Annotated in this window: 19 protein-coding genes and 1 pseudogene; 5 read left to right on the top strand and 15 right to left on the bottom strand. The window is 32.5% G+C overall.

Annotation, left to right across the window (positions count from 1 at the left end; translation table 11 throughout):
* The 5 genes and pseudogenes from hfq to tsaE form a co-directional block, all read right to left on the bottom strand.
* Positions 1-246, bottom strand: coding sequence for an RNA chaperone Hfq (gene hfq / locus DKK79_RS00115; protein ID WP_065555596.1), 246 nt, complete (start codon positions 244-246; stop codon positions 1-3).
* Between the two features lie 311 nt (positions 247-557).
* On the bottom strand, positions 558-1,469 hold the full coding sequence (miaA, locus tag DKK79_RS00110) for a tRNA (adenosine(37)-N6)-dimethylallyltransferase MiaA (protein ID WP_110422362.1): 912 nt from the start codon (positions 1,467-1,469) through the stop codon (positions 558-560).
* Positions 1,466-3,328, bottom strand: a complete 1,863-nt coding sequence (gene mutL / locus DKK79_RS00105) for a DNA mismatch repair endonuclease MutL (RefSeq protein ID WP_110422361.1) — start codon at positions 3,326-3,328, stop codon at positions 1,466-1,468. Before mutL ends, miaA begins: the two co-directional genes overlap by 4 nt.
* 20 nt (positions 3,329-3,348) lie before the next feature.
* A pseudogene (locus tag DKK79_RS00100) lies at positions 3,349-4,053 on the bottom strand (N-acetylmuramoyl-L-alanine amidase); the annotation flags it as partial.
* A 56-nt stretch (positions 4,054-4,109) separates the two neighbouring features.
* Positions 4,110-4,583 (bottom strand): tRNA (adenosine(37)-N6)-threonylcarbamoyltransferase complex ATPase subunit type 1 TsaE, encoded by a 474-nt coding sequence (tsaE, locus tag DKK79_RS00095; RefSeq protein WP_110422359.1) that lies wholly within the window; start codon positions 4,581-4,583, stop codon positions 4,110-4,112.
* Between the two features lie 142 nt (positions 4,584-4,725).
* On the opposite strand from tsaE, the gene tusB reads away from it, so the two are divergent.
* The 3 genes from tusB to DKK79_RS00080 all read left to right on the top strand — a co-directional run bounded on the left by tusB (position 4,726) and on the right by DKK79_RS00080 (position 6,803).
* Positions 4,726-5,007, top strand: a complete 282-nt coding sequence (tusB, locus tag DKK79_RS00090) for a sulfurtransferase complex subunit TusB (RefSeq protein WP_110422358.1) — start codon at positions 4,726-4,728, stop codon at positions 5,005-5,007.
* 121 nt (positions 5,008-5,128) lie between these two features.
* On the top strand, positions 5,129-5,692 hold the full coding sequence (locus DKK79_RS00085; RefSeq protein ID WP_110422369.1) for a Sua5/YciO/YrdC/YwlC family protein: 564 nt from the start codon (positions 5,129-5,131) through the stop codon (positions 5,690-5,692).
* 4 nt (positions 5,693-5,696) lie between these two features.
* Complete coding sequence (locus DKK79_RS00080) at positions 5,697-6,803, top strand: anhydro-N-acetylmuramic acid kinase (RefSeq protein ID WP_110422357.1); 1,107 nt, start codon at positions 5,697-5,699, stop codon at positions 6,801-6,803.
* A gap of 6 nt (positions 6,804-6,809) precedes the next feature.
* Here the strand turns inward: DKK79_RS00080 and kdgR are convergent, their stop codons facing one another.
* From kdgR to DKK79_RS00060, 4 genes are all read right to left on the bottom strand, one after another.
* Positions 6,810-7,604 carry a DNA-binding transcriptional regulator KdgR gene (kdgR, locus tag DKK79_RS00075; RefSeq protein WP_110422356.1) on the bottom strand — a complete coding sequence of 265 codons (795 nt, stop codon included), beginning with the start codon at positions 7,602-7,604 and terminating at the stop codon, positions 6,810-6,812.
* Between the two features lie 110 nt (positions 7,605-7,714).
* Entirely contained in the window at positions 7,715-8,035 is a 321-nt protein-coding gene (locus DKK79_RS00070; protein ID WP_110422355.1) for a cupin domain-containing protein, read from the bottom strand.
* 98 nt (positions 8,036-8,133) lie between these two features.
* On the bottom strand, positions 8,134-8,928 hold the full coding sequence (locus DKK79_RS00065) for a gluconate 5-dehydrogenase (protein WP_110422368.1): 795 nt from the start codon (positions 8,926-8,928) through the stop codon (positions 8,134-8,136).
* A 49-nt stretch (positions 8,929-8,977) separates the two neighbouring features.
* On the bottom strand, positions 8,978-10,150 hold the full coding sequence (locus DKK79_RS00060; RefSeq protein ID WP_110422354.1) for an oligogalacturonate lyase family protein: 1,173 nt from the start codon (positions 10,148-10,150) through the stop codon (positions 8,978-8,980).
* Between the two features lie 240 nt (positions 10,151-10,390).
* Between DKK79_RS00060 and DKK79_RS00055 the strand changes: the two genes are divergently transcribed.
* Positions 10,391-11,026, top strand: coding sequence for an RpiB/LacA/LacB family sugar-phosphate isomerase (locus DKK79_RS00055; protein WP_110422353.1), 636 nt, complete (start codon positions 10,391-10,393; stop codon positions 11,024-11,026).
* A gap of 280 nt (positions 11,027-11,306) precedes the next feature.
* On the opposite strand, the gene DKK79_RS00050 is transcribed toward DKK79_RS00055, so the two are convergent.
* Genes DKK79_RS00050 through DKK79_RS00035 form a run of 4 tightly spaced genes read right to left on the bottom strand, consistent with a single transcriptional unit; the run spans position 11,307 to position 17,940 of the window.
* Positions 11,307-13,550, bottom strand: a complete 2,244-nt coding sequence (locus DKK79_RS00050) for a right-handed parallel beta-helix repeat-containing protein (protein WP_110422352.1) — start codon at positions 13,548-13,550, stop codon at positions 11,307-11,309.
* Positions 13,551-13,585: 35 nt separating this feature from the next.
* Complete coding sequence (locus tag DKK79_RS00045; RefSeq protein WP_110422351.1) at positions 13,586-14,752, bottom strand: pectate lyase family protein; 1,167 nt, start codon at positions 14,750-14,752, stop codon at positions 13,586-13,588.
* Positions 14,753-14,773: 21 nt separating this feature from the next.
* The gene (locus tag DKK79_RS00040) at positions 14,774-16,345 is read right to left on the bottom strand and encodes an SGNH/GDSL hydrolase family protein (protein WP_110422350.1); all 1,572 of its coding nucleotides are present in this window, start codon (positions 16,343-16,345) and stop codon (positions 14,774-14,776) included.
* 32 nt (positions 16,346-16,377) lie between these two features.
* Complete coding sequence (locus DKK79_RS00035; RefSeq protein WP_110422349.1) at positions 16,378-17,940, bottom strand: oligogalacturonate-specific porin KdgM family protein; 1,563 nt, start codon at positions 17,938-17,940, stop codon at positions 16,378-16,380.
* A gap of 301 nt (positions 17,941-18,241) precedes the next feature.
* Here DKK79_RS00035 and DKK79_RS00030 point away from each other — a divergent pair, with 301 nt between their 5' ends.
* Positions 18,242-19,747: an MFS transporter gene (locus tag DKK79_RS00030; protein WP_110422348.1), complete on the top strand. Its 1,506-nt coding sequence runs from the start codon at positions 18,242-18,244 to the stop codon at positions 19,745-19,747.
* 74 nt (positions 19,748-19,821) lie between these two features.
* Here the strand turns inward: DKK79_RS00030 and DKK79_RS00025 are convergent, their stop codons facing one another.
* Together DKK79_RS00025 and hda are read right to left on the bottom strand one after the other, a co-directional pair.
* On the bottom strand, positions 19,822-20,601 hold the full coding sequence (locus tag DKK79_RS00025) for a Cof-type HAD-IIB family hydrolase (RefSeq protein ID WP_110422347.1): 780 nt from the start codon (positions 20,599-20,601) through the stop codon (positions 19,822-19,824).
* 1 nt (position 20,602) lies between these two features.
* Positions 20,603-21,286 carry a DnaA inactivator Hda gene (gene hda / locus DKK79_RS00020; RefSeq protein WP_110422346.1) on the bottom strand — a complete coding sequence of 228 codons (684 nt, stop codon included), beginning with the start codon at positions 21,284-21,286 and terminating at the stop codon, positions 20,603-20,605.
* Positions 21,287-22,689 lie beyond the last annotated feature (1,403 nt).

The raw sequence follows: 22,689 nt of genomic DNA, 5'->3' as shown, positions 1-22,689 counted from the left end.
TTAGCTTTCGCTTTCCTCTTCAGGTTGAGATACCAATCCAGAAATTGGTCTTGACGGTACCACAGTTGAGATTGCGTGCTTATATACCATTTGGCTAACAGTATTTTTTAATAAAATAACAAATTGATCAAATGACTCAATTTGTCCTTGTAATTTAATACCATTAACTAAATAGATTGATACAGGAATATGCTCGCGACGAAGCAAATTTAAATAAGGATCTTGTAATGACTGCCCTTTTGACATGAGTTTATCCTTTAAGATGAAATAAAAATATAAAGATAAAATAAATTTACAATCAACACGGTAATTTAGCTGATTGCAACATAAAGTACTTATGTAGTGTTTATCAAAATAACATAAAAAACCCAGCTCTTAAACTAATCAACGGTAATTTATGCACAAATAACTAAAAATTTAATAAATTAACGAAATTTAAACAAACATACAACTTTAAACATCAAGATAAGTAGAAAGTTTTTTAAGAAATGAAAAAATTTTGTTTACTATTATAACCAATAGAAAAAATATCAAAAGCTATTACTACAATTTGTAACTTAAAAAATCTGATTAAAAACTGTTTCCATATTATCATTATTTAACCAAGTTATCGAATGTTTCCAGCCTCTAAGCCAAGTAATTTGTCGTTTTGCTAATTGGCGAGTAGCACAAATTCCTTTAAAAACCATTTCATCATAACTACTGTCACCATTTAAATATTCCCACATTTGTCGATACCCGACACAACGCATTGAAGGTAAATTCAAATGAAGATCGGCGCGCTGCATAAGTTTTTTCACTTCATCTTCAAAACCTTGATCTAACATTTGTAAAAAACGTTGCTCAATGCGGTGATGTAATTCGGCTCTATCTTCCGGCATGATGGCTAATTGCATAATATCATAAGGTAATGCTTCACCATTTTCTTGAGTTAATTCGGTTAAACTTTTACCAGAAATAAGATAAACCTCTAATGCTCGATTAAGACGTTGTGGATCATTAGGGTGTATTCTCTCAGCTGACATAGGATCGACCTTTTTTAACTCCTCATGAATCGCTTGCCAACCTAATCTATTGGCCTTTTCTTCAATCTGTTGGCGAATATCACTATTGGCAGCCGGTAACGGCGAAAGCCCCTCAATTAACGCTTTAAAATATAACATTGTTCCGCCAACTAATAATGGTGTTCGACCACTACTTAATGATTTTTCAATTTCTACAATGGCATCATGCCGAAAATTGGCAGCAGAATAACTCTCCGCTGGATCACAAATATCAATAAGTTTGTGTGGGTATTTCTGTTGTTCTTCTTTGGTTGGCTTAGCACTGCCAATATCCATACCTCGATAAATAAGTGCTGAATCAACACTAATAATATCGATCGGGTATTTGTCATAAAGGGCCATCGCAAAAGCGGTTTTACCTGATGCCGTTGGCCCCATTAACGAGATAATTTTGGGTTTATTCATGATAAAATTGATTGTGATAAAGATTGAAGATCAATCGGATATAAAAAGCTATCTTGTTGTAACAAATTATTATCTATCTGTTCCAATTGCGCCAATAACTGGATAGTTTTATTTACACTCCAATTTTCAGCATAATCATTGTCGGCATTTTCAACTAACCAAGTCGCGATTTGCGTCGGGTCCAGTACATCTTTACCTGATGATAAAAGGAACGCAATTAACATGGGTAATAATTTTTGCCAATTTGTGGTTCGTAACATTTTCGGTACATTATGCAAATGTAGTTTGGCTTTATCAATATAAAAATCAAAACCTAAAAATTTCAATTGGTCTTGATAATCATTTAAAGCATCCTGTTCTTTCTTATTGACTAAAATTGTTAATGCAATAAGTAACTTTTCAGACTCAAGAGATAATAATTTAATGGTATTTACTTTCTGTTGAGCAAGCGACAACTTCATTAACATAAACTGCTGTTGATTATTTTCAGTCTTCTCAAGCAAGGCTATATCTGGTTGCATAACCGTTAATACTCGACCAAATTGCACTAATGATGAACTATCAACTTGCTGATGCAGGGATTGCAATGGTACATCCCGTTTAGGAAATAAGCCCTCAATAACCGCCTTTTGTGGTGCCGTTATTGAACTATCATCATCAGCTAATTCAAGTGACCTTAAGCGCGTTTTTTCGATTGAACCTTTTAGCTTTGTATCAACCAACTGACCATAAAGCGCATTTTCTTTAACATGGTTAATTGGCTTTTTCGGTAATGCGCTAGTTGGTGAATAAGTTTTATGCTCAGTTTGTTTTTTTTGATTAAAAATATTCTCACCAGCAGCTTGTCGATTCGGTATCATTACCGTTTTTTCGTCATCAGCTGCAAGTTGTTGACTTGATTCAAGCGCCATTACAATGGCTTGATATACAAAGTCATGTACTAATCTTGCTTCATGAAATCGCACTTCATGCTTAGCAGGATGAACATTTACATCGACTTGTTTAGGGTCAATCTGTAAAAAAACGACATAACTCTGTTGTTCATTAGTTCGGCTACTGTAAGCTTGACGCAAAGCATGATTGATTAATTTATCTTTTATTACTCGGCCATTAACATAAAAATATTGTAGTTCACTCACTTCACTACTACTAACCCAGCCTTGGATCTGCAAATCATTATGCTGCCAATCTAATTTTATCGCTTTTTGAACAAATGCCCGACCACAAACTGACTCAACCCGTTTTTCAAGCGGGGATTGGCGATACTGTTTAATGAGTTTACCATTGTGTTGCAAATTAAAAGTGACATCAGGTCGCGCAAGAGCAATACGTCGAACAAACTCCTCAATATGCATAAATTCTGTTTTATCGGTTTTGAGAAAGCGGCGTCTAGCAGGTGTATTATAAAATAGATCAAGAACTTCAACGGTTGACCCAACCGGGTGTGCGGCTGGCTTAATCGTTGGTTTCATATCTCGACCTTCAGCATAAACTTGCCATGCTTCAGATTGATCGGCTGTGCGTGAAGTTAGCGTTAATCGAGCAACAGAACTAATACTTGCTAGCGCTTCACCACGAAAGCCTAAGCTCATTATGCTATCTAAATCATCCAGTGTATTAATTTTGCTAGTTGCATGGCGAGCTAAAGCTAATGCTAATTCAGCTTTAGCAATACCACTACCATTATCGCGAATACGGATTAATTTACTACCACCTTGTTCAACATCAATATCAATTTGAGAACTACCAGCATCAAGGCTGTTTTCAACTAACTCTTTGATCACCGAAACCGGCCGTTCTACCACTTCACCAGCAGCGATTTGGTTAGCTAATTGAGGTGATAGAATATGAATTGCCATTAATGTTTTTCTCCAAATTTAGGATTCTGTTTAACATAATTTTTTATCCCCTGATAAATCACTTTAACTATTTTATCTTGATGGGCATTACTTGCTAACAATCGTTCTTCAGCTTCATTAGTTATAAATCCAACTTCAATCAATATTGAAGGGATATCTGGTGAACGCAATACACCTAAACTGGCATGTTCAGGTATACCTTTATGCAGTTTAATCACACCGTTCATCTCTTTTAATACCTGAGTTGCTAGTTCATAACCAACTCGTTGTGAATAAGAGAATTGTAAGTCGAGTACTGCTTGGCTTAAATTTTGGTCATGATCATCACTCAAAGCATCACCTGCGCCACCTAATAATTGTGATTGCTTTTCATCTTGTTCTAGCCAACGACCCAACTCTGTATCGGCTCGTTTAGTTGATAATACCCAAATTGATGCGCCAGTGGCGTTACGATTAGGTGCGGCATCAGCATGGATAGAAATTAATAAGTTTGCCTTACTTTTACGCGCAATATCCGAACGCTCATGAACAGAGATAAAATCATCTGTGCTACGGGTTAATACCCCTTTAAAATTGGGATCTTTATTTAATAAATTAGTTAATTTTTTCGCTATCGAAATAGTGACATTTTTTTCGTATAACTGGTTTTGACCAATTGCCCCCGAATCCTTACCACCATGACCAGCATCGACAGCTATGACAACTTTCGACGCATAAACTGAGCTACATAGAAATAATATAAAAAAAGTGAGTATTTTCTTCATGGTTTTTTCGCTAATTTTTATAGTAATTGGTTAATGATAGCTTGCCCTTTATCACTGTTTGCTTGCAGACAAACGGTTCGTTCAAGCATGAAATAAGCCAAATGAATTTCAATATCAGCAGCAGGCAAAATACCTTTAGCCTGCATAGGCCACTCAATCAAACAAATTGCTTTGGAGGAAAAATATTCACGAATACCCATAAACTCTAACTCTTCAGGATCACCTAATCGGTACAAATCAAAGTGATAAACACAAAACGTATCAAATTGATAAGGTTCAACCAGTGTATAAGTAGGACTTTTGACATTGCCAACATGACCTAATTGTTGCAAAAATCCTCGACTAAACGTGGTTTTACCTGCACCAAGATCACCTATCAGATAGATGACTATTGCACTATTATGATTAGACAAATAATTTAGACACTGTGCTGCCAATTGTTTACCAAACAAAATTGTCTCTTGTTCATTAGCTAAAATAATTGGTTTCATAACGAATTCTTTGCTCGATAAATAACCCTTATTATATACTAATAACCATTAAAGATGTACCAAGTAAGATTTACTTGAATTTTAACAAAAAATGTTGAGGAACGGGGTTTTTGGGGTTTAATTTAAGGGTAAAAAGAGAAAAATGTTACATACCATCACAACAGCTAACCAATCAATAATCGATCCAAAGCTTATATCAGCACAAGATGCTGTGCTATTTTGGCAAAATGGCGTCATTATAGCTTGTCAAAATAACCCTATATTAAATACGGTTTTGCAAAACACACAACATTGTTATGTGCTTGATAATGATATTAACGCTCGTGGTTTAAAAGAACAAATAGATCCAAGAGTTAAAATTATCAACATGCAACAGGTTGTTGATTTAACCGTTAATTATTATCCTCAAATCAATTGGGAATAATTTGGCTGATTACTTCAAACTAATACCTATCTTATTAGAATTTCCATCATCACTAATTTGCAAATAGGCCTACCTCAGTTTAATATAAATTTTAATGATATTGGGTAAACAGACAAATTTGATGGCAAACTTATTAACTCTACTAGAAATTAATCAACTATTACAAAAAGGTGAGGTTGTTGCTTATCCAACTGAAGCTGTTTTTGGTTTAGGTTGTGATCCCGATTGTGAATCAGCCGTTTTTAAATTGTTAAAACTAAAGCAACGTTCGGTTGATAAAGGTTTAATTTTAATTGCTAGTCACTATGAGCAACTCCTTCCTTATATTGATGAATCAGCAGTCACTCAAGAGCAAAAACAGATAGCTTTTAATAGTTGGCCTGGTCCTAATACATGGATTTTTCCAAAAAATATTAATACTCCGGATTTTTTAACTGGAAAATATCATTCAATTGCCGTTCGAATTACCGATCATCCTTTAGTATGCCAACTTTGTGATTTATTTGCTAAGCCATTAGTTTCAACCAGTGCCAATCTTTCTGGTCATCCTGCTTGTAAAACAACAATTGAAGTTGCCAGCCAATTTGGGGAGAATTTCCCTATTTTAGATGGTCAAACAGGAAAACGTTCACAACCATCAATCATTCGTGATGTGCAAACTGGCACAATCATTCGACAAGGTTAATATTATGCAAAATTTATATATTGGTGTAATGTCGGGTACCAGTATGGATGGAGTTGATATCGCATTAGTTGATATCAGCAATGGAAAAATTACCGCTATTGCTAGTGATTGCTATCCAATGCCAACCGAAATTAAAACTCGATTATTAACGCTTTGTAATAGTAAGCAAACAACATTACAAGATTTAGGCGAAATTGATCATCAATTAGGTATGCTTTATGCAAAAAGCATCAATCAGTTTATAACGAAAAATCATATTGATAAAAAACAAATTAACGCCATTGGTTGCCATGGACAGACCATTTATCATTCGCCCAATGGTGATAATCCCTTTACTATGCAAATTGGTGATGCCAATATTATTGCTGCTCAAACAGGCATTACAACCATTGCCGATTTTAGACGAAAAGATATGGCTTATGGTGGTCAAGGTGCGCCATTAGTACCGGCTTTTCATAAAGCAATATTCTTAAATCCTGCAATTAATTGTGTTGTTTTAAATATTGGCGGAATCAGTAATATTTCGGTTTTAATTCCTGAGCAACCGGTAATTGGTTATGACACAGGACCTGGTAATGTTTTACTTGATGGTTGGATAAATAAAAATCTAGCAAAAAATTACGATAAAGATGGTTTATGGGCTAAATCAGGAAAAGTAAATCAAACCTTATTAAGTGCGTTATGTAATGAAGATTATTTCCAGATACCAGCGCCCAAAAGCACCGGTAGAGAACTATTTAATTTAACTTGGTTAACTCAAAAATTAACAGGCTTTTCTTTAAATGCTCAAGATATTCAAGCAACATTGGTTGAATTTACTGCTACCACAATTGTCAATGAGATTAATAAATTATCAATAAAAATGCATTTACCATGCCAATTGTTAGTTTGTGGTGGTGGCGCAAAAAACCCATTCATTATGGAACGCTTATCTGTATTATTACCCAAATGGCAAGTTTTAACGACTGATGTTAAAGGGGTGAACAGTGATGATATGGAAGCAATTGCTTTTGCTTGGCTTGCCTACTGTAGAATGAATAATCTTCCATCCAACATTCCAGAAGTAACTGGAGCAAACCAAGCAGTAAGCTTAGGGGTTATTTATCAATAATAACTTTTAATCTGATGATTTTGACTGATTATTATAACCAATTAATTCAGATATTTTGGCAGCAGCTTGGCTAATTTCACTCACTAGTTTAGCTTCATCTTCCGCTGTACTACATCTAAAGATAGAGGTTGATAAACTTAACGCAGCAATAATATTACCTAAACGATTATAAATAGGTACCGCAAAACAACGCAAACCAAGCTCTGATTCTTCATCATCTTTGCCATAACCTAAACGTTTAACTTCATCTAGTTCAGCAAGAAAGGCTTCTTTACTGGTAATGGTTTTCGGGGTGTATCGAACAAAATCAATACTATTAACTAAGCTTTTTTTGCTTTCATCATCTAACCAAGCCAATAAAACCTTACCTAATCCACTTGCATGTACCGTTGCTTGATTACCGATTTTAGAGGTTAAGCAAAGGCTATACTGTTCGGATGCCACTTTATTAATATAAATAATTTGGTCACCTTCACGAACGGCTAAATGGATCGTCTCTTTTGTTTTATCCCTTAACTTTCTCATCTCTAAATCAGCAATAGCTAAGAAGTTTTGGTGATAAAGTACACGGTTACCTAAATCAAGCAATTTTAAATTAAGAGAATATTTATCTGAATCTTCTTCTTGATTAACATAACCTAATGATTTCATTGTTTGTAAAAAACGATAGGCTGTGCTTTTGGGCATCATTACTTTTTGCGATAATTCTGATATAGCAATGTCTTTAGATTCAGATAAAGCTTCTAAAATTCCGAAAACTTTTAAAACCGAAGCAACCGATTCTGGTGAGCTATCACTCATGATTAGCACATCTCCTTACTAAAAAATAGTCATTATTCTATTATTAAATGATCACTTAGAACAACTAAAACTATCGAAAGTATATCATAATTAATAATAAACTAGCTATTTTATAAAAAATCTAATCGTTGAGGAGTAAACATATCAAGTAATACACCAGCTTGTTTGCAAACACAACCATGTTCAATATTTGGTTTTTTGTATAATGTATCGCCAGCACGAACAATTTTAGTCTCATTACCGATAGTAAATTCAAATTCTCCCGATAAAACATAAGTTAATTGTTCATGAGGATGATGATGCATTGCCCCAATAGCCCCGGTTTCAAAATGAACTTCCACTGCCATCATATTACCATCATGCGCTAAAACTTTACGTTTAACCCCATTTCCTAAATCAATTAATTCAATATCTGCATTAAAACAAAACATGATATCACTCCTAAATTTATTGAATAAACAAGAGATAACAAAATACATCCCTTTATTTCATTATCTCTTAAACCATTTAATTTTTTAATCTTATTTTATTAAGGTTGTTTACCGATATAAGCTAAAATACCACCATCTACATAAAGAATATGTCCATTAACAAAATTTGAAGCTTCCGATGCTAAAAATACCGCAGCGCCTGCTAAATCATCAGGTGTACCCCAGCGTCCAGCTGGTGTTTTGGCAATAATGAACTGATCAAATGGATGACGAGAACCATCAGCTTGTTTTTCACGTAATGGTGCCGTTTGAGGAGTGGCAATATAACCTGGACCAATACCGTTACATTGAATATTGGCATGACCAAATTCTGAACAGATATTTTTGGTTAACATTTTTAAACCACCTTTAGCTGATGCGTATCCAACAACAGTTTCACGACCAAGCTCACTCATCATTGAACAAATGTTAATAATTTTACCGCTACCTTTTTTGATCATTGAAGGAAGTACCGCTTTTGCCATAATAAATTGACCAGTAAGGTCGATATCAATAATTTTTCGATAATCTGCGGCACTAGTTTCTAGCATTGATTTGCGTTGAATAATACCCGCATTGTTAACTAAAATATCAATCACACCATGTTCTTTTTCAATTTGGGCTATAGACTTTTCAACAATGGCTTCATCCGTAATATCAAATAAATAACCATGAGCATCAATGCCAGCGGCTTTATAAGCTTCAAGTCCTTTTTGTAAATTTTCAGGTACGACATCATTAAATACGATTTTCGCTCCTGCACTAGCTAACGATTTTGCTATTTCAAAGCCGATGCCATAAGAAGCACCTGTTACTAGCGCTATTTTATTGTTGAGTGAAAATTTATTTAAAATCGACATAATTATATTCTCCGTTCTAGTTATGATAGACAAAACGGGTCTATCACATTTCTTCTAATATGTTAGCAGGCACTTTAGTTAAATAAAGTGCGGGTTCATCTTGTGCATCACATGAGTATAAAACGTATTTATTATCAGGTGAAAATGATGGATGAGGATGAGTCACTTGACGATCACCATCTAAAACTCGCCAAGTACTATTGTGCTTAACTAATTTATGCGCTGTTTTGGTCTTAGGTGCTAAAATATAAAGCCATGGATCATTCTCTATTTTATAACCACTAGTATCAATAACGTCAACTGGGCTACCTGTTCCATCACCAATATAGAGCGTACCATCAAAATTACTCATTAAGTGAGAGCACGCAGGCATTTCCATGATCTCTTTATCTTCATTGGTTACTGGATTATAAAGGCGAATATAGCGTTCTTGTTGACCTTTCATATAAGAAACATAAGCTAATCCTGAACCATCTGGTACCCAAAATTCATGAGTACAACTTTCACCAGGTAAGTTATCATGTGCTTTACGCTCATTTTTACCATCACGATCGACTAACCAAATTCTGGCATCAACTAAATCATGAGGTCCTTCATGACAAAATGCGATTGTTTTATCATCAAAAGGTCTAAAAATTGGGTGACCTAACCATACATTTTGATCAATAACCGTTTTAGCTACGCCAGTTCCAATATCAATTTTGATTAAACGGCAGTGAGGGTTTTTATCATAAAACGCTTTAAATATTGCCCAATCAGTAAGAGGTGTCCAATCTTTTTTATCAATCTCAATACCAACAATTTCGTTACAATCACTATTAGCAACCCATGTTCCATAACCAACCCAGTCATCAGGAACAGTATAAACATTTTTTTCTTCTAACGTTTCTAGATTAACTTGTTGTAAGTTGCGTTCATTCTTAACATAGTACAAATATTTATCATCTGGAGATAAAAAGCCACCGAAAGTATTATCACCGGGTCCTTCAGTAAGTTGTTTTGCTGTTTGGTTTTCTATATCGAGTAAATAATAGTTGCGATTAGTATCAAATTCGCCCGCAAAAAGTAACTTTTGGCCATCATTGGTAAAACATTTTTGATAAAAATAATTACGATGACATAAAATACCTTCTGGCGTTAACCGGATAATTTCATTTTTTGAATCTTCATCAGTAAATGATGAAAATGATAGCGTTACGATATTCCCCTTAGCCATATAAAACTCCCTGCATATAAATATTATTAACTATTTAAAAGATGATAATTTATTAAATATAGTAATATAAAAACCATGACGATTTTGTGACTTTCATCACATTGCAACAATTTTATTAAAACATCGTTTTATTTTAGTTAAAAAAATTGATATATTTTTTTGCAGGCTTATAATAAAAGCTAAATGTACTAATAACTATCATGTGATTGGTTATTATTTTACACAAAATAGAGGAAAATCATGAAAATAGCACTAATGAACGAATTTAGCCAAGCAGCTAAAAATCCAATTATTTTAAATGAATTAAAAAACGCAACTGAGAAATACGGACATACTGTTTTTAACGTCGGCATGGATGGCGACAATGATAAAAAATTAACTTATGTTCATTTAGGTATTATTAGCGCTATTTTATTAAACAGCAAAGCAGTTGATTTTGTTATCACTGGCTGTGGAACAGGTCAAGGCGCTTTAATGGCATTAAATGCATTCCCTGGTGTTAACTGTGGTTATTGTATTGAACCTACTGATGCCTATTTATTTGCACAAGTAAATAATGGTAATGCGTTATCACTTGCTTTTGCTAAAGGCTTTGGTTGGGGAGCTGAACTTAATGCCCGTTATATTTTTGAAAAAGCTTTTGATGGCGAAAAAGGATTAGGTTATCCGCCTGAGCGTCGTGAATCGCAAAATGCTAATGCGGTAATTTTAAATGATATGAAAAATGCAGCAGGAAAAAGTTTAATCGAAGCATTGAAATCAATTGATCAATCATTACTTAAAGATGCGATCCGAGGTGAGCGTTTCCAAAAATGTTTATTTGAAAACAGCCAAGACCCAGAAATTACAGCTTATATCAAAAGTCTTTTAGCTTAATTTAGTATCTACACCTTCTACAAAACTTGTGTTATTTCAACTTAATTGATGAAATAACACATTTCGTTACTTCTAATAGTTACTATTCAATAAATAAAAGTTATCTTTAAATATAATTTTTTAACTGCAATATATTTCTCAACAAATAATTATTAAATAAACATAATTAAAGTATTGGCAATCAAAACAGAGTAATAAGAGTTGAAAAAATAAATTGCAAAGATGTGTTGTAAAGATGAAAAGCGCTAAATCTAATAAGATATAGCGCGTTATTATTTAATTAGTTAACTTTATTTTTTTCAATTAATGTTTGTAACTCTTTTGGTAACACAATATTACCGTTTTTATCTCGAGTGATTTTAAAGTCAGTATTGCCCGGCCATAATTTATCACTGGTCACCGATTTAAAATCTATACTTTTAATCTGTGGTCCAAATGAATCTTTTATCGCTGAATCCCAACTATCTCGAATAGAATAATTATGTTCAAAAGTAACCTCTGGTTTTAAAAACTCATAAGGGTTAGCTCGTAAAATATAATTATATCGCGCACTATTAATTGAAATATTATTGCTCAAAATATAAGAACCCGTATTAAAGTTATCGGTAAATCCATCCATATTATTGTTTAATGAAATTGAGTTGATAATTTTATGATTTACCGGTTGCCCTTCAGCACCTAATTTAAAGCCATTACCAATACTTCCCTTAGCAATATTAGGTTTTGAGAAAGGAAAACCGTTTGAATAAGTGACTGAACTGTCAATTAATACTGGTTCATTTGGACCATCTTCAATTTTATTATAAAGATCAAACCCATCATCAGTATTATTATGGGCAATACATCCTCTAAAGACATTCCCTTTACCAACACCTAATTTAGCGGCAAAGCCATCAGCATTTTTACCTGATTTATCCATATTATTATAAGAATCAGAGTTAATAATTAAGTTATAAGATGGCCAATAAATTCTATTTTGATTTTTCTTTTTTGCTGATATTGCCAGTCCAGTATCACTATTATTTCGGGTAATAACTTGATCAATCACATTATGACTACCGGAAATTCTTAAATAAGCGGGCTTATTGTCTTTATTATCAATATTTCCATCAAAGATAACATGTTTAATAGACCAATAATGACTATCTAAATTAAACGTAGTGTTGATAAAAATTGCTTTATGCTTATTAATGGCTTGTATCGTTTTTAATTTACCCGGTAAACCACTTAATTGCTCAGGTAGGGTAACACCATTATAATAACCATCCATCAAATAAATAACCCCACCAGGCTCAACATTATTAACTGCTGTCTCAAAATCAACCGGTGATTGATTAGTACCTTTGTTATCTTTGTTACCTTCTGGTGAAACGACAATTTTAGATAAATTTTCAATCGATGATTTATTTAGATTAACGGTAAAAGTTTGGGTACTAGTATTTGCTTTATCTTTAAACTCAACAGTAAAGGTATTACTTCCATCTTTTAACTGAGTTGGAAACTGTAATAATTTACCAACTTCGGCATTCAACTTTTTATTAATTTCCTTAACCAATACGGTTCCAGAAGTATTTGGGAAAAGTTGTAATGTATAATCTTTACTATAGGCATTTTGCGATGAGGACAAAATTAACGTTGGTTTAATATCTACTATTACCTTAGGTTTAGCTGGTAATTTATCATAATTAACTTTTTCATCCTTAAGAGTTAAGGTAGAATTTTTAAACTCAACTTTCGCATTTCTCGAAGCAAAAAAACCAACATAAATATTTTGATTATCTTGTTGATTCAAAAATCCAGAATAATCATTAGTTGCCCACTGTTTCTCTTCACCTGTGGAATTATTTTTCATCGATAAGATAAATTGATCTGCCGTTCTGGTCATTGTTAAATGCATACTTTTTACATCAACATAATTAACATTTTCAACATAAGCGACTTTCTCAATGGATATGCCTTCATTACCCCATGCTTTTTTTACACCATCACGCACTAAGCCGGTTACTTTTACTAAATTATCATTTTTTTGATTTTGCGTAATTAAAGCATTCATAATAACATTTGAAGCATTTGGAAATTCTTCATAACCAGCTGGCTGTGGTTCACTTCGCGCAACACCAATGGTATCACGCGCAAATAAACCAACTGCTTCTTGAGCAGCAGGCGTTTTACCATCAACTTCTGGTCCTATTTGTTCTAATTTAACATCACTCTCTAAAGTAAACGTTTGATTAACCGGTAATTGGGTATAAAACACCACCATACCATCATGCGAGTTAGCAATTTTGCCGCCTCGACTTTCTAGGTAGAAATCTGATGGTAACGGATAAGGTTGATTTGGAACTAAAAAATCTTTTTCACCGGCAATCCATGCATTATTGGTTCCCACTTTTTCTGGTTTGATAAGTGAGGCAAAATTTAAGTCTGTCGATTGGCCAAAGGCTATCGCTTTCCACTCTTGTGCAGAAGCAGCGCTAACATAAAGCGTAGATAGACAAAGTATTGAAGTTAATATTTTTTTCATTATAGACCCTAACATTTTTGTTTATTTCAATAATTCTAAAGTTTTCCACTACCAACTAATCGGCTGTAACTTTTGCTAAATTGTTTAATATCATCCACGCTATATTGATAAGGCACAGACCAACGCAAATTATCATCAAAACCACATGATGATAATTGCAACTTAGATTGATTAAATAGAGAGTTTTTATCTTGAAGGTTATCGCCTTTAAATTGTTTAGCCACTTTGCAGCTATCTTTTAAACCATCAATCAAAAATAAATTATTTTCGGAAAGTACACTGCCTTTATAGCCTAAACCAATAGAGTATTGATATGGGTATACTGTTTTAGATTTATTCACAGTCCCTTTAAAAAGGTTGTTATACATGTGGATTTTACCAAACCTTACTCTTGGCGCACGTTGAGTGATATCAGTGAAGACATTATGATGAAGGGTGATATTTAATTTATTCTCATCCTGATCAGCATTTTTATCACTGTGACCGATTAACATTGTCTTATCATGGTTTTCAAATAGACAATAAGAGATAGTAATAAAATCACTACCACGTTTAATATCTAACAAACCATCATGTTGTACATATTTCCAGCCATCTTTTTCACGATACATATTATCGGTAAAGGTACCATCAGTTAAAGTGACGTGATCAACCCAAACATGAGTTGAGGAAATAATGTTGATACCATCCCATTCAGCATTCCATCCATCACCCTCTTCAAATTTTGGTTCAACATCAATTGGGGCTTCAATTTTTAAATTGCGAATAATGACATTATTTACTTTAGATAACATTATTGAGCCATTGATAAAACCAGCATTATCGCCAACACCGATCAATGTAGTATTACTAGGAATTTTGATTAACGAACGTGATTTTTGATCATCAAAGTTTTTGTAAGGTTTGTTTTCACTAATATCAATCACCCCTGAAACTTGAATAATACGAGGTTGATCTTTATTTATATTAATAGCTTCTAAAAGATCTTTCTTATTGTTAACTAAAAAGATCATCTCTTTTTTAGCTTTTGACCCACCTGTTGTTCCACTATTGGTAGCTAAATTGAAACCAGCAAAACCATTTTCAGGCGCAACATCAAGTGCCTGTTTTATTTTTATTGGTGCTGGTGATAACGCATAGCTTGTAAAACTATATGAGTTAATGGCTAATGGAATTAACAGCGCTATTAGTCGTTTTTTCATTTTAATTAATACCTTAATTTTTTATTGACGAATTTTATTAAGATCAACAATATCTTGTTTTATATCAGGATGATTGCTGATTGCTATGGCTATAATTTCAGCTATCGCTAGTGCACCTTTTTCTTGAAAATGCGTAGCGTCAGGATTGCCTATCACACCGGAAGATTGCTTTTTATAATAGGGATATTTATGATCATTAGGATCAACAACTAACCAGTAAGACTGCCAGTCATCTTTATGTTGATTAGCAAAATCAATACTCAAGGATTCTAAATCAATTAAAGCAACGTGGTTAACTTTAGCGGTATGTTTGATGGTATTGGAATAATCGCCCCAATAAGCAAAACCGGGTTTATTGGTGGTGTAATGGAGATGGCTAACAGGATTTTTATTCTGATATTGATAAGCTATTTTATTATTGTGATCTTTATAACGGGTAACAGGAGTCATTAAAATTGGTGTCATATCTAACTCTTTTGCCACCGCAAGATAACTCTCTAGAGAAGATTGGAATGACATATTTTCTTGTTTTGATGGATATTGTTTTTGATTATTATCATCATTCGGATAGGTACATAAATTATCCACATCCACTTTACCGCGTTTTGGATTGCTACCGTCACATTTTTCATCATTATGCCCAAAAGCAATGATCATATAATCGCCTTTTTTCATAAAAGGCTTCATCAAGTGAAACCAACCTTCTGTTTTAAAACTACGACTTGAACGACCAGATTGCGCACCATTAATGACAACGATATCAGCTTTATCATTAATAAAGCGATCAAAAACTTGCCCCCATCCCATTCTTGGATAAACTTTTTTATCATAATTAGAGGCAGTTGAATCACCTAAAATAAAAATACGTTGTTTAGTATTTATATTTTTTTCTTGTTGCTTAACCGCTTGATAATAATTAAAAGGCGAATCTCGGTTAATTGGTATTAAACGCATATCAAACAATACGGTTCCACTCACCTTACCAGTAGATGAATCGTATCCTCGATTAAAAAGCATTACATTAAGTAGCTGGTTGATATCTTGATTGACTGTGGTAACTGGATCAAATGATTTAGCGATAATGCCTACTTGAGGTAATGCATTATCAAACAATAAATGAAATTTTTTATAAGCATTGCTTAATGCTGTATCATCTATTAAAAATGGCAATTGATTATTAACAAACTCTTCTGGACCTAAAAGATTTACTTGTTTAGCTAGTTCACTAGCTAAAAAATCAGTTAATGGATTAATATTAACGGTATTTTGCCGATCTTTTTGTAGACTATGGATATATGAAACCAAACAGTTACCGTTACAAGTTTGGTTGTTATCCACTGTTCGGGCAAGTGAGTTTTCATTACTAAAAAAAATTAGTGGTGGCGTCAGTTCAGAAACATCTTGTTGATAAAACCCTGCGCTATCGGTTATGGTTTTTAAAAATTTATTATTAGCATCACGGATTATCACCGATGAAATAATAGGTTTATTGACATAAACATAACCTTGTATAACCGTACTTGCCATTACTTGACTGATTGAAGAGACAACTAATAAAAGTCCGAAAAAGGTTTTCTTTATTCTGTTTAACATGATTCCACCACTTTTAACACCTTCTTTATTGATTAAAATAGATAAGATAATCCTAGTGCTAACTTAGCTTCCCTTGCGTCAGAATGGAGACTTTTCGCCACATCCTCAGCAGCCAAGTTAACCTGCCAAGCTTTAGTTGCTTGCCAATTTATATCGAACTCTTGCTGATAATCATGCTTTTTATCATTATGTAATACATAATTTCCTTTTAAGTATGAGAAGCGATAGCCAACATTCCAATCTGGAGATAAGTTAATATCAGTACCTATATCAAAACGATTACGCGCTCGGTTATCAACATAACCTTGCACACTATCTTCACGTTTAGTTCTTGAAACTTTACGATATTCATATCGATATTGGCTATAAAACGCTACATCATCGCTTTGTAACCAACTCAATTTTAAAGCAGGAGAATAACGGACACCTGGGCGTTGTGAATCACTGACATCACCTAGTTGATAATGCGGTAAGTTTTCTTTACTTTTTGCTTTATAACCACCACCAGAGTAGAATCTAACTTCCATATTCGGTGTTAGTACCCACTGATCAGCTAAATAAAAGTTGTAACCACCATATAGTTGATAATGGCTTGAAACAATATCATCAAAGAATAATCTATTTTTCAATTGGTTATAGGTATTTACACTAAGACCAACATAACCTTTTTTATCAAAATCAGTATATAATCCAAAACTATCACCATGATAATGGGAAGTTAAACCATAATGATGTGCATATTTGAAATAGGTTTTGTAAGCAAAATCGGAATCTTTACTATTTGATTGACCAAACGCGTAATTGAAACCAACTTTATACTTAGCTTGTCTAGTATCTGTGGTTTTACTTTTTGACACATCAGAAATAGAAAAATAGGGACGGAATAATTTTGAATAATTATAGGTAATTTTAAATTCTTGCTCATAATCCGTTTTTTTATTGTTATAAGCTTTATACTCATTTTTAGAAAAACCTTTTTTCAAGGCTTTATAAGAGTTGTTGGTATAATCACCAATATAATAGTTAAAGGTATAATTAAAGTTAAATGCCTTAATACCAGAATATATTAATGCCCAATCTAAACGATTCCTTCCTGTATTGCTACTCGCAACATATTTGACTTGTTGACCAGATATTTTTGCTGTTTTATAACGTTCAGCATGAGATATTTTTTTCCATTCATAACGATAACGAAAACTTGTTGACCAATCATTATTAATTTTATAACTATATTTTAATCCGGGTTGATAAAGCGTTGAATCTTTACTAAATCCTAATTCTAATGAAGGAATAATCGCCCCCCAACCATTATCAAGGGTAATCGTTTTTTGAATGACAACACCACCTGAGCCACCTTGCATATCATCATATAAAACATCACGTTTATTTCCACCACCTTCAGTAACACCAAATTTAAATTCATATTGCCAACTATCATCGGTTTTATGAATTAACTTAATAGTATCGCCATGAATTCTATCCATCGATTTCCAGTTATGTTCATATTGAAAAGTTGTTTGACCAGCAAAGATATAGATAGGGAAGGTAGTCATAAACATTAAAAGCGGTATTTTTTTTAATTTAAATTGACTCATTATTGTTTTCCTAAATTTAAGAAATATTTTTTAAAATACTGTTTTATATTTTTTATTATTTAATTTAATTTTTCTGTTAATAAGATCACAATTTAAGAAAACAATCTCAAAAAAAAGAATAACATTATGATATTTATAGTTTTTTATTAAATAATATTAATAGATTTGCCTTATAAAACAAAATAATTTGTTATCAATGTCACATTTCTTAAAAAAAATTAAAATTAATTTATATAAATTTAGTATTATTTAAACAATAATTTTAAAACGATATTTCATAATTATTAAAGGAAATAGATTTATGGCTGATAATCAGAAAAAAATAACCACACTAACTCGATTTTCTTATGGTAGTGGTAATTTGATAGGAAGTGGTGCTCTAGCAATTAGTGCTGCTTGGTTACTATACTTTTATACAACTTTTTGTGGACTTTCGGCATTTCAAGCAACGTTAATTTTTTCTATTGCGACTTATTTAGATGTTATTTTAAATCCGTTAATGGGTTTTATTACTGATAACTTTAACCATACAAAACTTGGACGTCGTTTTGGTCGCCGTCGATTCTTCATCCTATTTGCTATTCCATGTATGATTATTTACCCATTGCTTTGGGTTGATGGGATGAATTTCTGGTACTACTTAACTACCTATATTTTATTTGAATTCATCTATACCATGATTATGATCCCATATAATACTTTACCGGTAGAGATGACTAAAAACTTCGATCAACGAACTTATTTAGCTGGTTCGAAAGCGATGTTTGGTAAAGTAGCTAACTTCTTAGCTGCCGCTATTCCTGGTGTATTTTTCTACCTATTTGATGGTAAAGATTCACCACTACCATTCTTATTAACAGGTATTACTTATGCATCTATCATGGCGATTGCATTGGTTCTACTTTACTTAAATAGTTGGGAAAAATCAGTTGATGAAATTGAAGATGAAACAACCTCTGGTCTTGGGGAAAGCATTGTTAAATTATTCTCTGATGTATTTTCTACTTTCCGTTTAAAAACATTTAGAAATCATTTAGGTATGTATCTATTTGGTTTTGGTGCTGAATGGCTATTTGCGGCAACATTTACTTATTTTGTGGTATTTAACTTAGGCCAACCAAAAACCTTTGTTTCCCAAATGAATAGTTTGAGTAGTATTTGCCAATTAATTTCTACCGCCTTCTTTATGGCTTGGTGTGTCAAACGTGGATTCAAAAGACCATTTGTCATTGCTATATTAATCGTAATATCTTCAGTAATTGGTTATATCGGTGTTTACTATCTTAATATGCCTCATGTTACTTGGATTGTTATTGGTATTACTATTTGGTTTGGTTTAGGAACAGGTGGTGTCTATTATATTCCGTGGAGCGTATACACTTTCTTAGCAGATATCGATGAAGTACTAACAGGCAGACGTCGCGAAGGTATCTATGCGGGTGCAATGACCATGGCGGGTAAATTAATGCGGGCAACTATCGTTTTTATCTTAGGTATTGTACTAAAATACTCTGGTTTTGTATCGGGCGTAGATGCTGTTCAACCACAAAGTGCGGTTACAGCAATTAACTTAGTTTTAATCTTAGGTGTGTGTGGAATGGCATTATTAGGTATATTCTTCACTTACCGTATGAAATTGGACAAATCTACCCACGCACTTATTATTCAAGAGCTTGATCGATTGAAAAATGGTGGTAAAAAAGAAGATGCAACCTCAGAAACAAAAGCGTTAGTTAAAGAGTTAACCGGCTTTGATTATGATCGCTGTTTTGGTAACAATAATGTTGGTTTTAAACAACATCATTAAATAAATATAAATAAACGATTAGATAATTAAATTTAAAATCATCTAACCTAAACAATTAGATGATTTTTTTATATTTAAATTAATCCAAATTTCTTTAATGCTTTAGCTATGCCATCATTATTATTATTATCAGTGACATATTCAGCTTTATCTTTTAATGCATCAACGGCATTAGCCATAGCTATTGGATGATCAACAGTTAAGAACATTTCAAAATCATTCATACCATCACCAAATGCATAAGTAGGTACATCACTAAAACCCTGAGTTTTCAACAATTCATTAATTCCCCTGCCTTTCGATCCACCGTGATTAAATACATCAACACAATAAGGTGTATTTCGAATAAAGGTTAATTCAGGAAATTTGTCGTGATAAGGTGACTCTCCTTGTTCACAAAGTAATAGCAACATCTGAATAGGTTCTTTTAAATAAATTTCATCATCAACAGGAGGAACATCTTGTTTTAAATGGTGATAAAATCTTTGTGCTGGTTGACCATTTTCAGATACTCGCATCATTTTATAATTATAAAAAGCTAGAGGAATATTATTTTCTCTTGTTGAATATTCATACAGTCGTGTAATAACATTTTTATCGATATTATTAGTAAAAACGACATTTTTTTCATAAATAACGACTTGACCATTCATACCAATAATGGAATCTATACCCGTATCTCTCATCAAATCAAGAACTTCAGGCGGGGTTCGACCTGTTGCTATCATTGGTACGATATTATTCTGTTTAAGTTTTCTAATTGCCTCATAAGAACTAGGTAACACATCTACATCTTTATTAAATAAAGTGCCATCTAAATCGAAAAAAACGATAGCTTCAGGTTTTTTTATCATTTTATAAATCCAAAATATGTTTAATAAAAGGAATGGTTAATTTACGTTGTTGAGCTAACGTTGCAACTTCAAACTCTTCCATTAAAGAAAATAAAGTTCGCATATCACGGTTAACACGTTTTAATAAAAATAACCCTACTTCAGTTGATAACTCAAAGCCACTTAATTTTGCCCTAAGTTGTAAAGCTTTTAATTTATCTTCATCGCTTAACTCTTTTAATTGATAAACTTGTCCCCATGTTAATCTAGACACTAAATCCGGTAACATAAAAGGAATTTGTTTAGGCGGTGCACTGGAGGTGATTAATAATTTACTAACGTTCTTTTCAGTTAAACGGTTAAATAGATCAAATATAGCTTCTTCCCAATCACGATGACCGGCTATCGCATCAATATCATCTAAACAGACCAAATCATAATTATCTAAACCTTGCAAAATCTCGGGTACTAGCAAAACATGTTGTTTTAAAGGTATATAACTGGCTAATTTATTTTGGCTTGAAGCATGTAACAGATGAGTGCGACCAGCTGCACTTGCTGACCATATATAAAAGACATTGAAGCCTTCCTTATCAAATAAGGTTTGCAAAGAATCAAACAATAATTGATTATCACCTACATAAAAACTATCAAAGTTTTCATTATTAGGTAATATTAAAGGTAAAGGCAACTGTGAATGAGTAATAAAATAACCTCACAATAAAAATACAATCGTACTAAGTATAAATTTGCTTTTACAAAAATCAATCACTTTTATAAAGAACAAAAAAAGTTAGCTAAAGAAAATATTAAAAATAGATAGAATAAAACTAGTTAACTTATAAAAAACAGAATAATAAGATAGTTAAAATGCCGTTTAGCTATAAGCATTTAACTCATCATCAATTACTAATAATAAAAAAAATTATTTTCATTTTTACCAGGGAAGAACCTTTTAGAAGGTTTAATACAATTGTGCTGCTTTTTTTGTTTTAATTTAGAGACTTTTTTATTAACATTAGGTATAGATTCTATAATCATTGCTACACAACAAAAAATACTACTACCAAAAATATAGGTTTCATAAAAGAGATATATTCTGTTGTTAAGTGAAGTAATTGGTAAAGGCTGCCCCAAGCTAAAATATAAAGTATATTAAAAAAAAAGATAACAGAAAGGATCAAAAATAGTGTCAATTTAGTTTGACGGATTAAATAAGCAATTCGCCTTTTACTGCAACTAGGACATATACTAATAATCCTTTCGTCAGGTTTAGCTAAAGCATAAAGTTCATAATGATCTTCTTGCCACTGGGCTATAACAGCAACTTCTTCACCCGCTTGAAAAGGACAATCACCTATCCAACTTCGATAAATAACACTATCAATTTGAACATTAACAAAATTAGCTCTAATTAACCTGTGTTCAATTGCATTTTTAGATACAAATTCAAAATAATTATACTCTTCTTGTAAATCTATACGTTCAATAATTCCTTTAATACAGACAAATTCAGTCTTCTAGTTCGATAAAACCGGATAAGTGGATTGATGACGCTAAGTACGATTAACAATCTTATTTTGAACTTTATAGAAATCTTTAATACTCATAATTACATTTTATTGATCTAATTTTTAATATTATAAAATATTTTGAACTAGAATGATCTAAATAACAGAGATTAAATAATAAACAATAAAAGCAAAAATATTAAGCATATAAATTTATTTTTTGTGGATAACTCTGTGATAAACCCAGCTAAAAAGCTGTTATAATCGCATTAATAACCTTGAAAAGAAAAATCGTTGTGGATAAAAATAGGAGTTATAAACAGGTTAAACTAAAAAAAGATCCGATCAATTAACAGAATTAAACGATCAGTAAGATCCTATAAAATAACCATAAAAATTAGTTATCAACAAAAAGGATCCACCTTAATAGTAATAAAAATAAAAAGATCATATAAAAGATCTTATTTTATTTAAATGGCGATCAAAATAGATCATTTGACGTAATAAAAAAGATGAGTAAAATTCGTAACGCTTAATAAAAGCAAATTACCTGATCAAAAATAATGATCATCTATCTGTAAATAAAAAATGAGGCTTT

Origin of the sequence: Gilliamella apicola, assembly GCF_003202915.1 — a bacterium.
Classification (GTDB): Bacteria; Pseudomonadota; Gammaproteobacteria; order Enterobacterales; family Orbaceae; genus Gilliamella; species Gilliamella apicola_Q.
The sequence above is the reverse complement of the archived record's forward strand: the minus strand, read 5'-3'. Positions and strand labels throughout refer to the sequence as shown.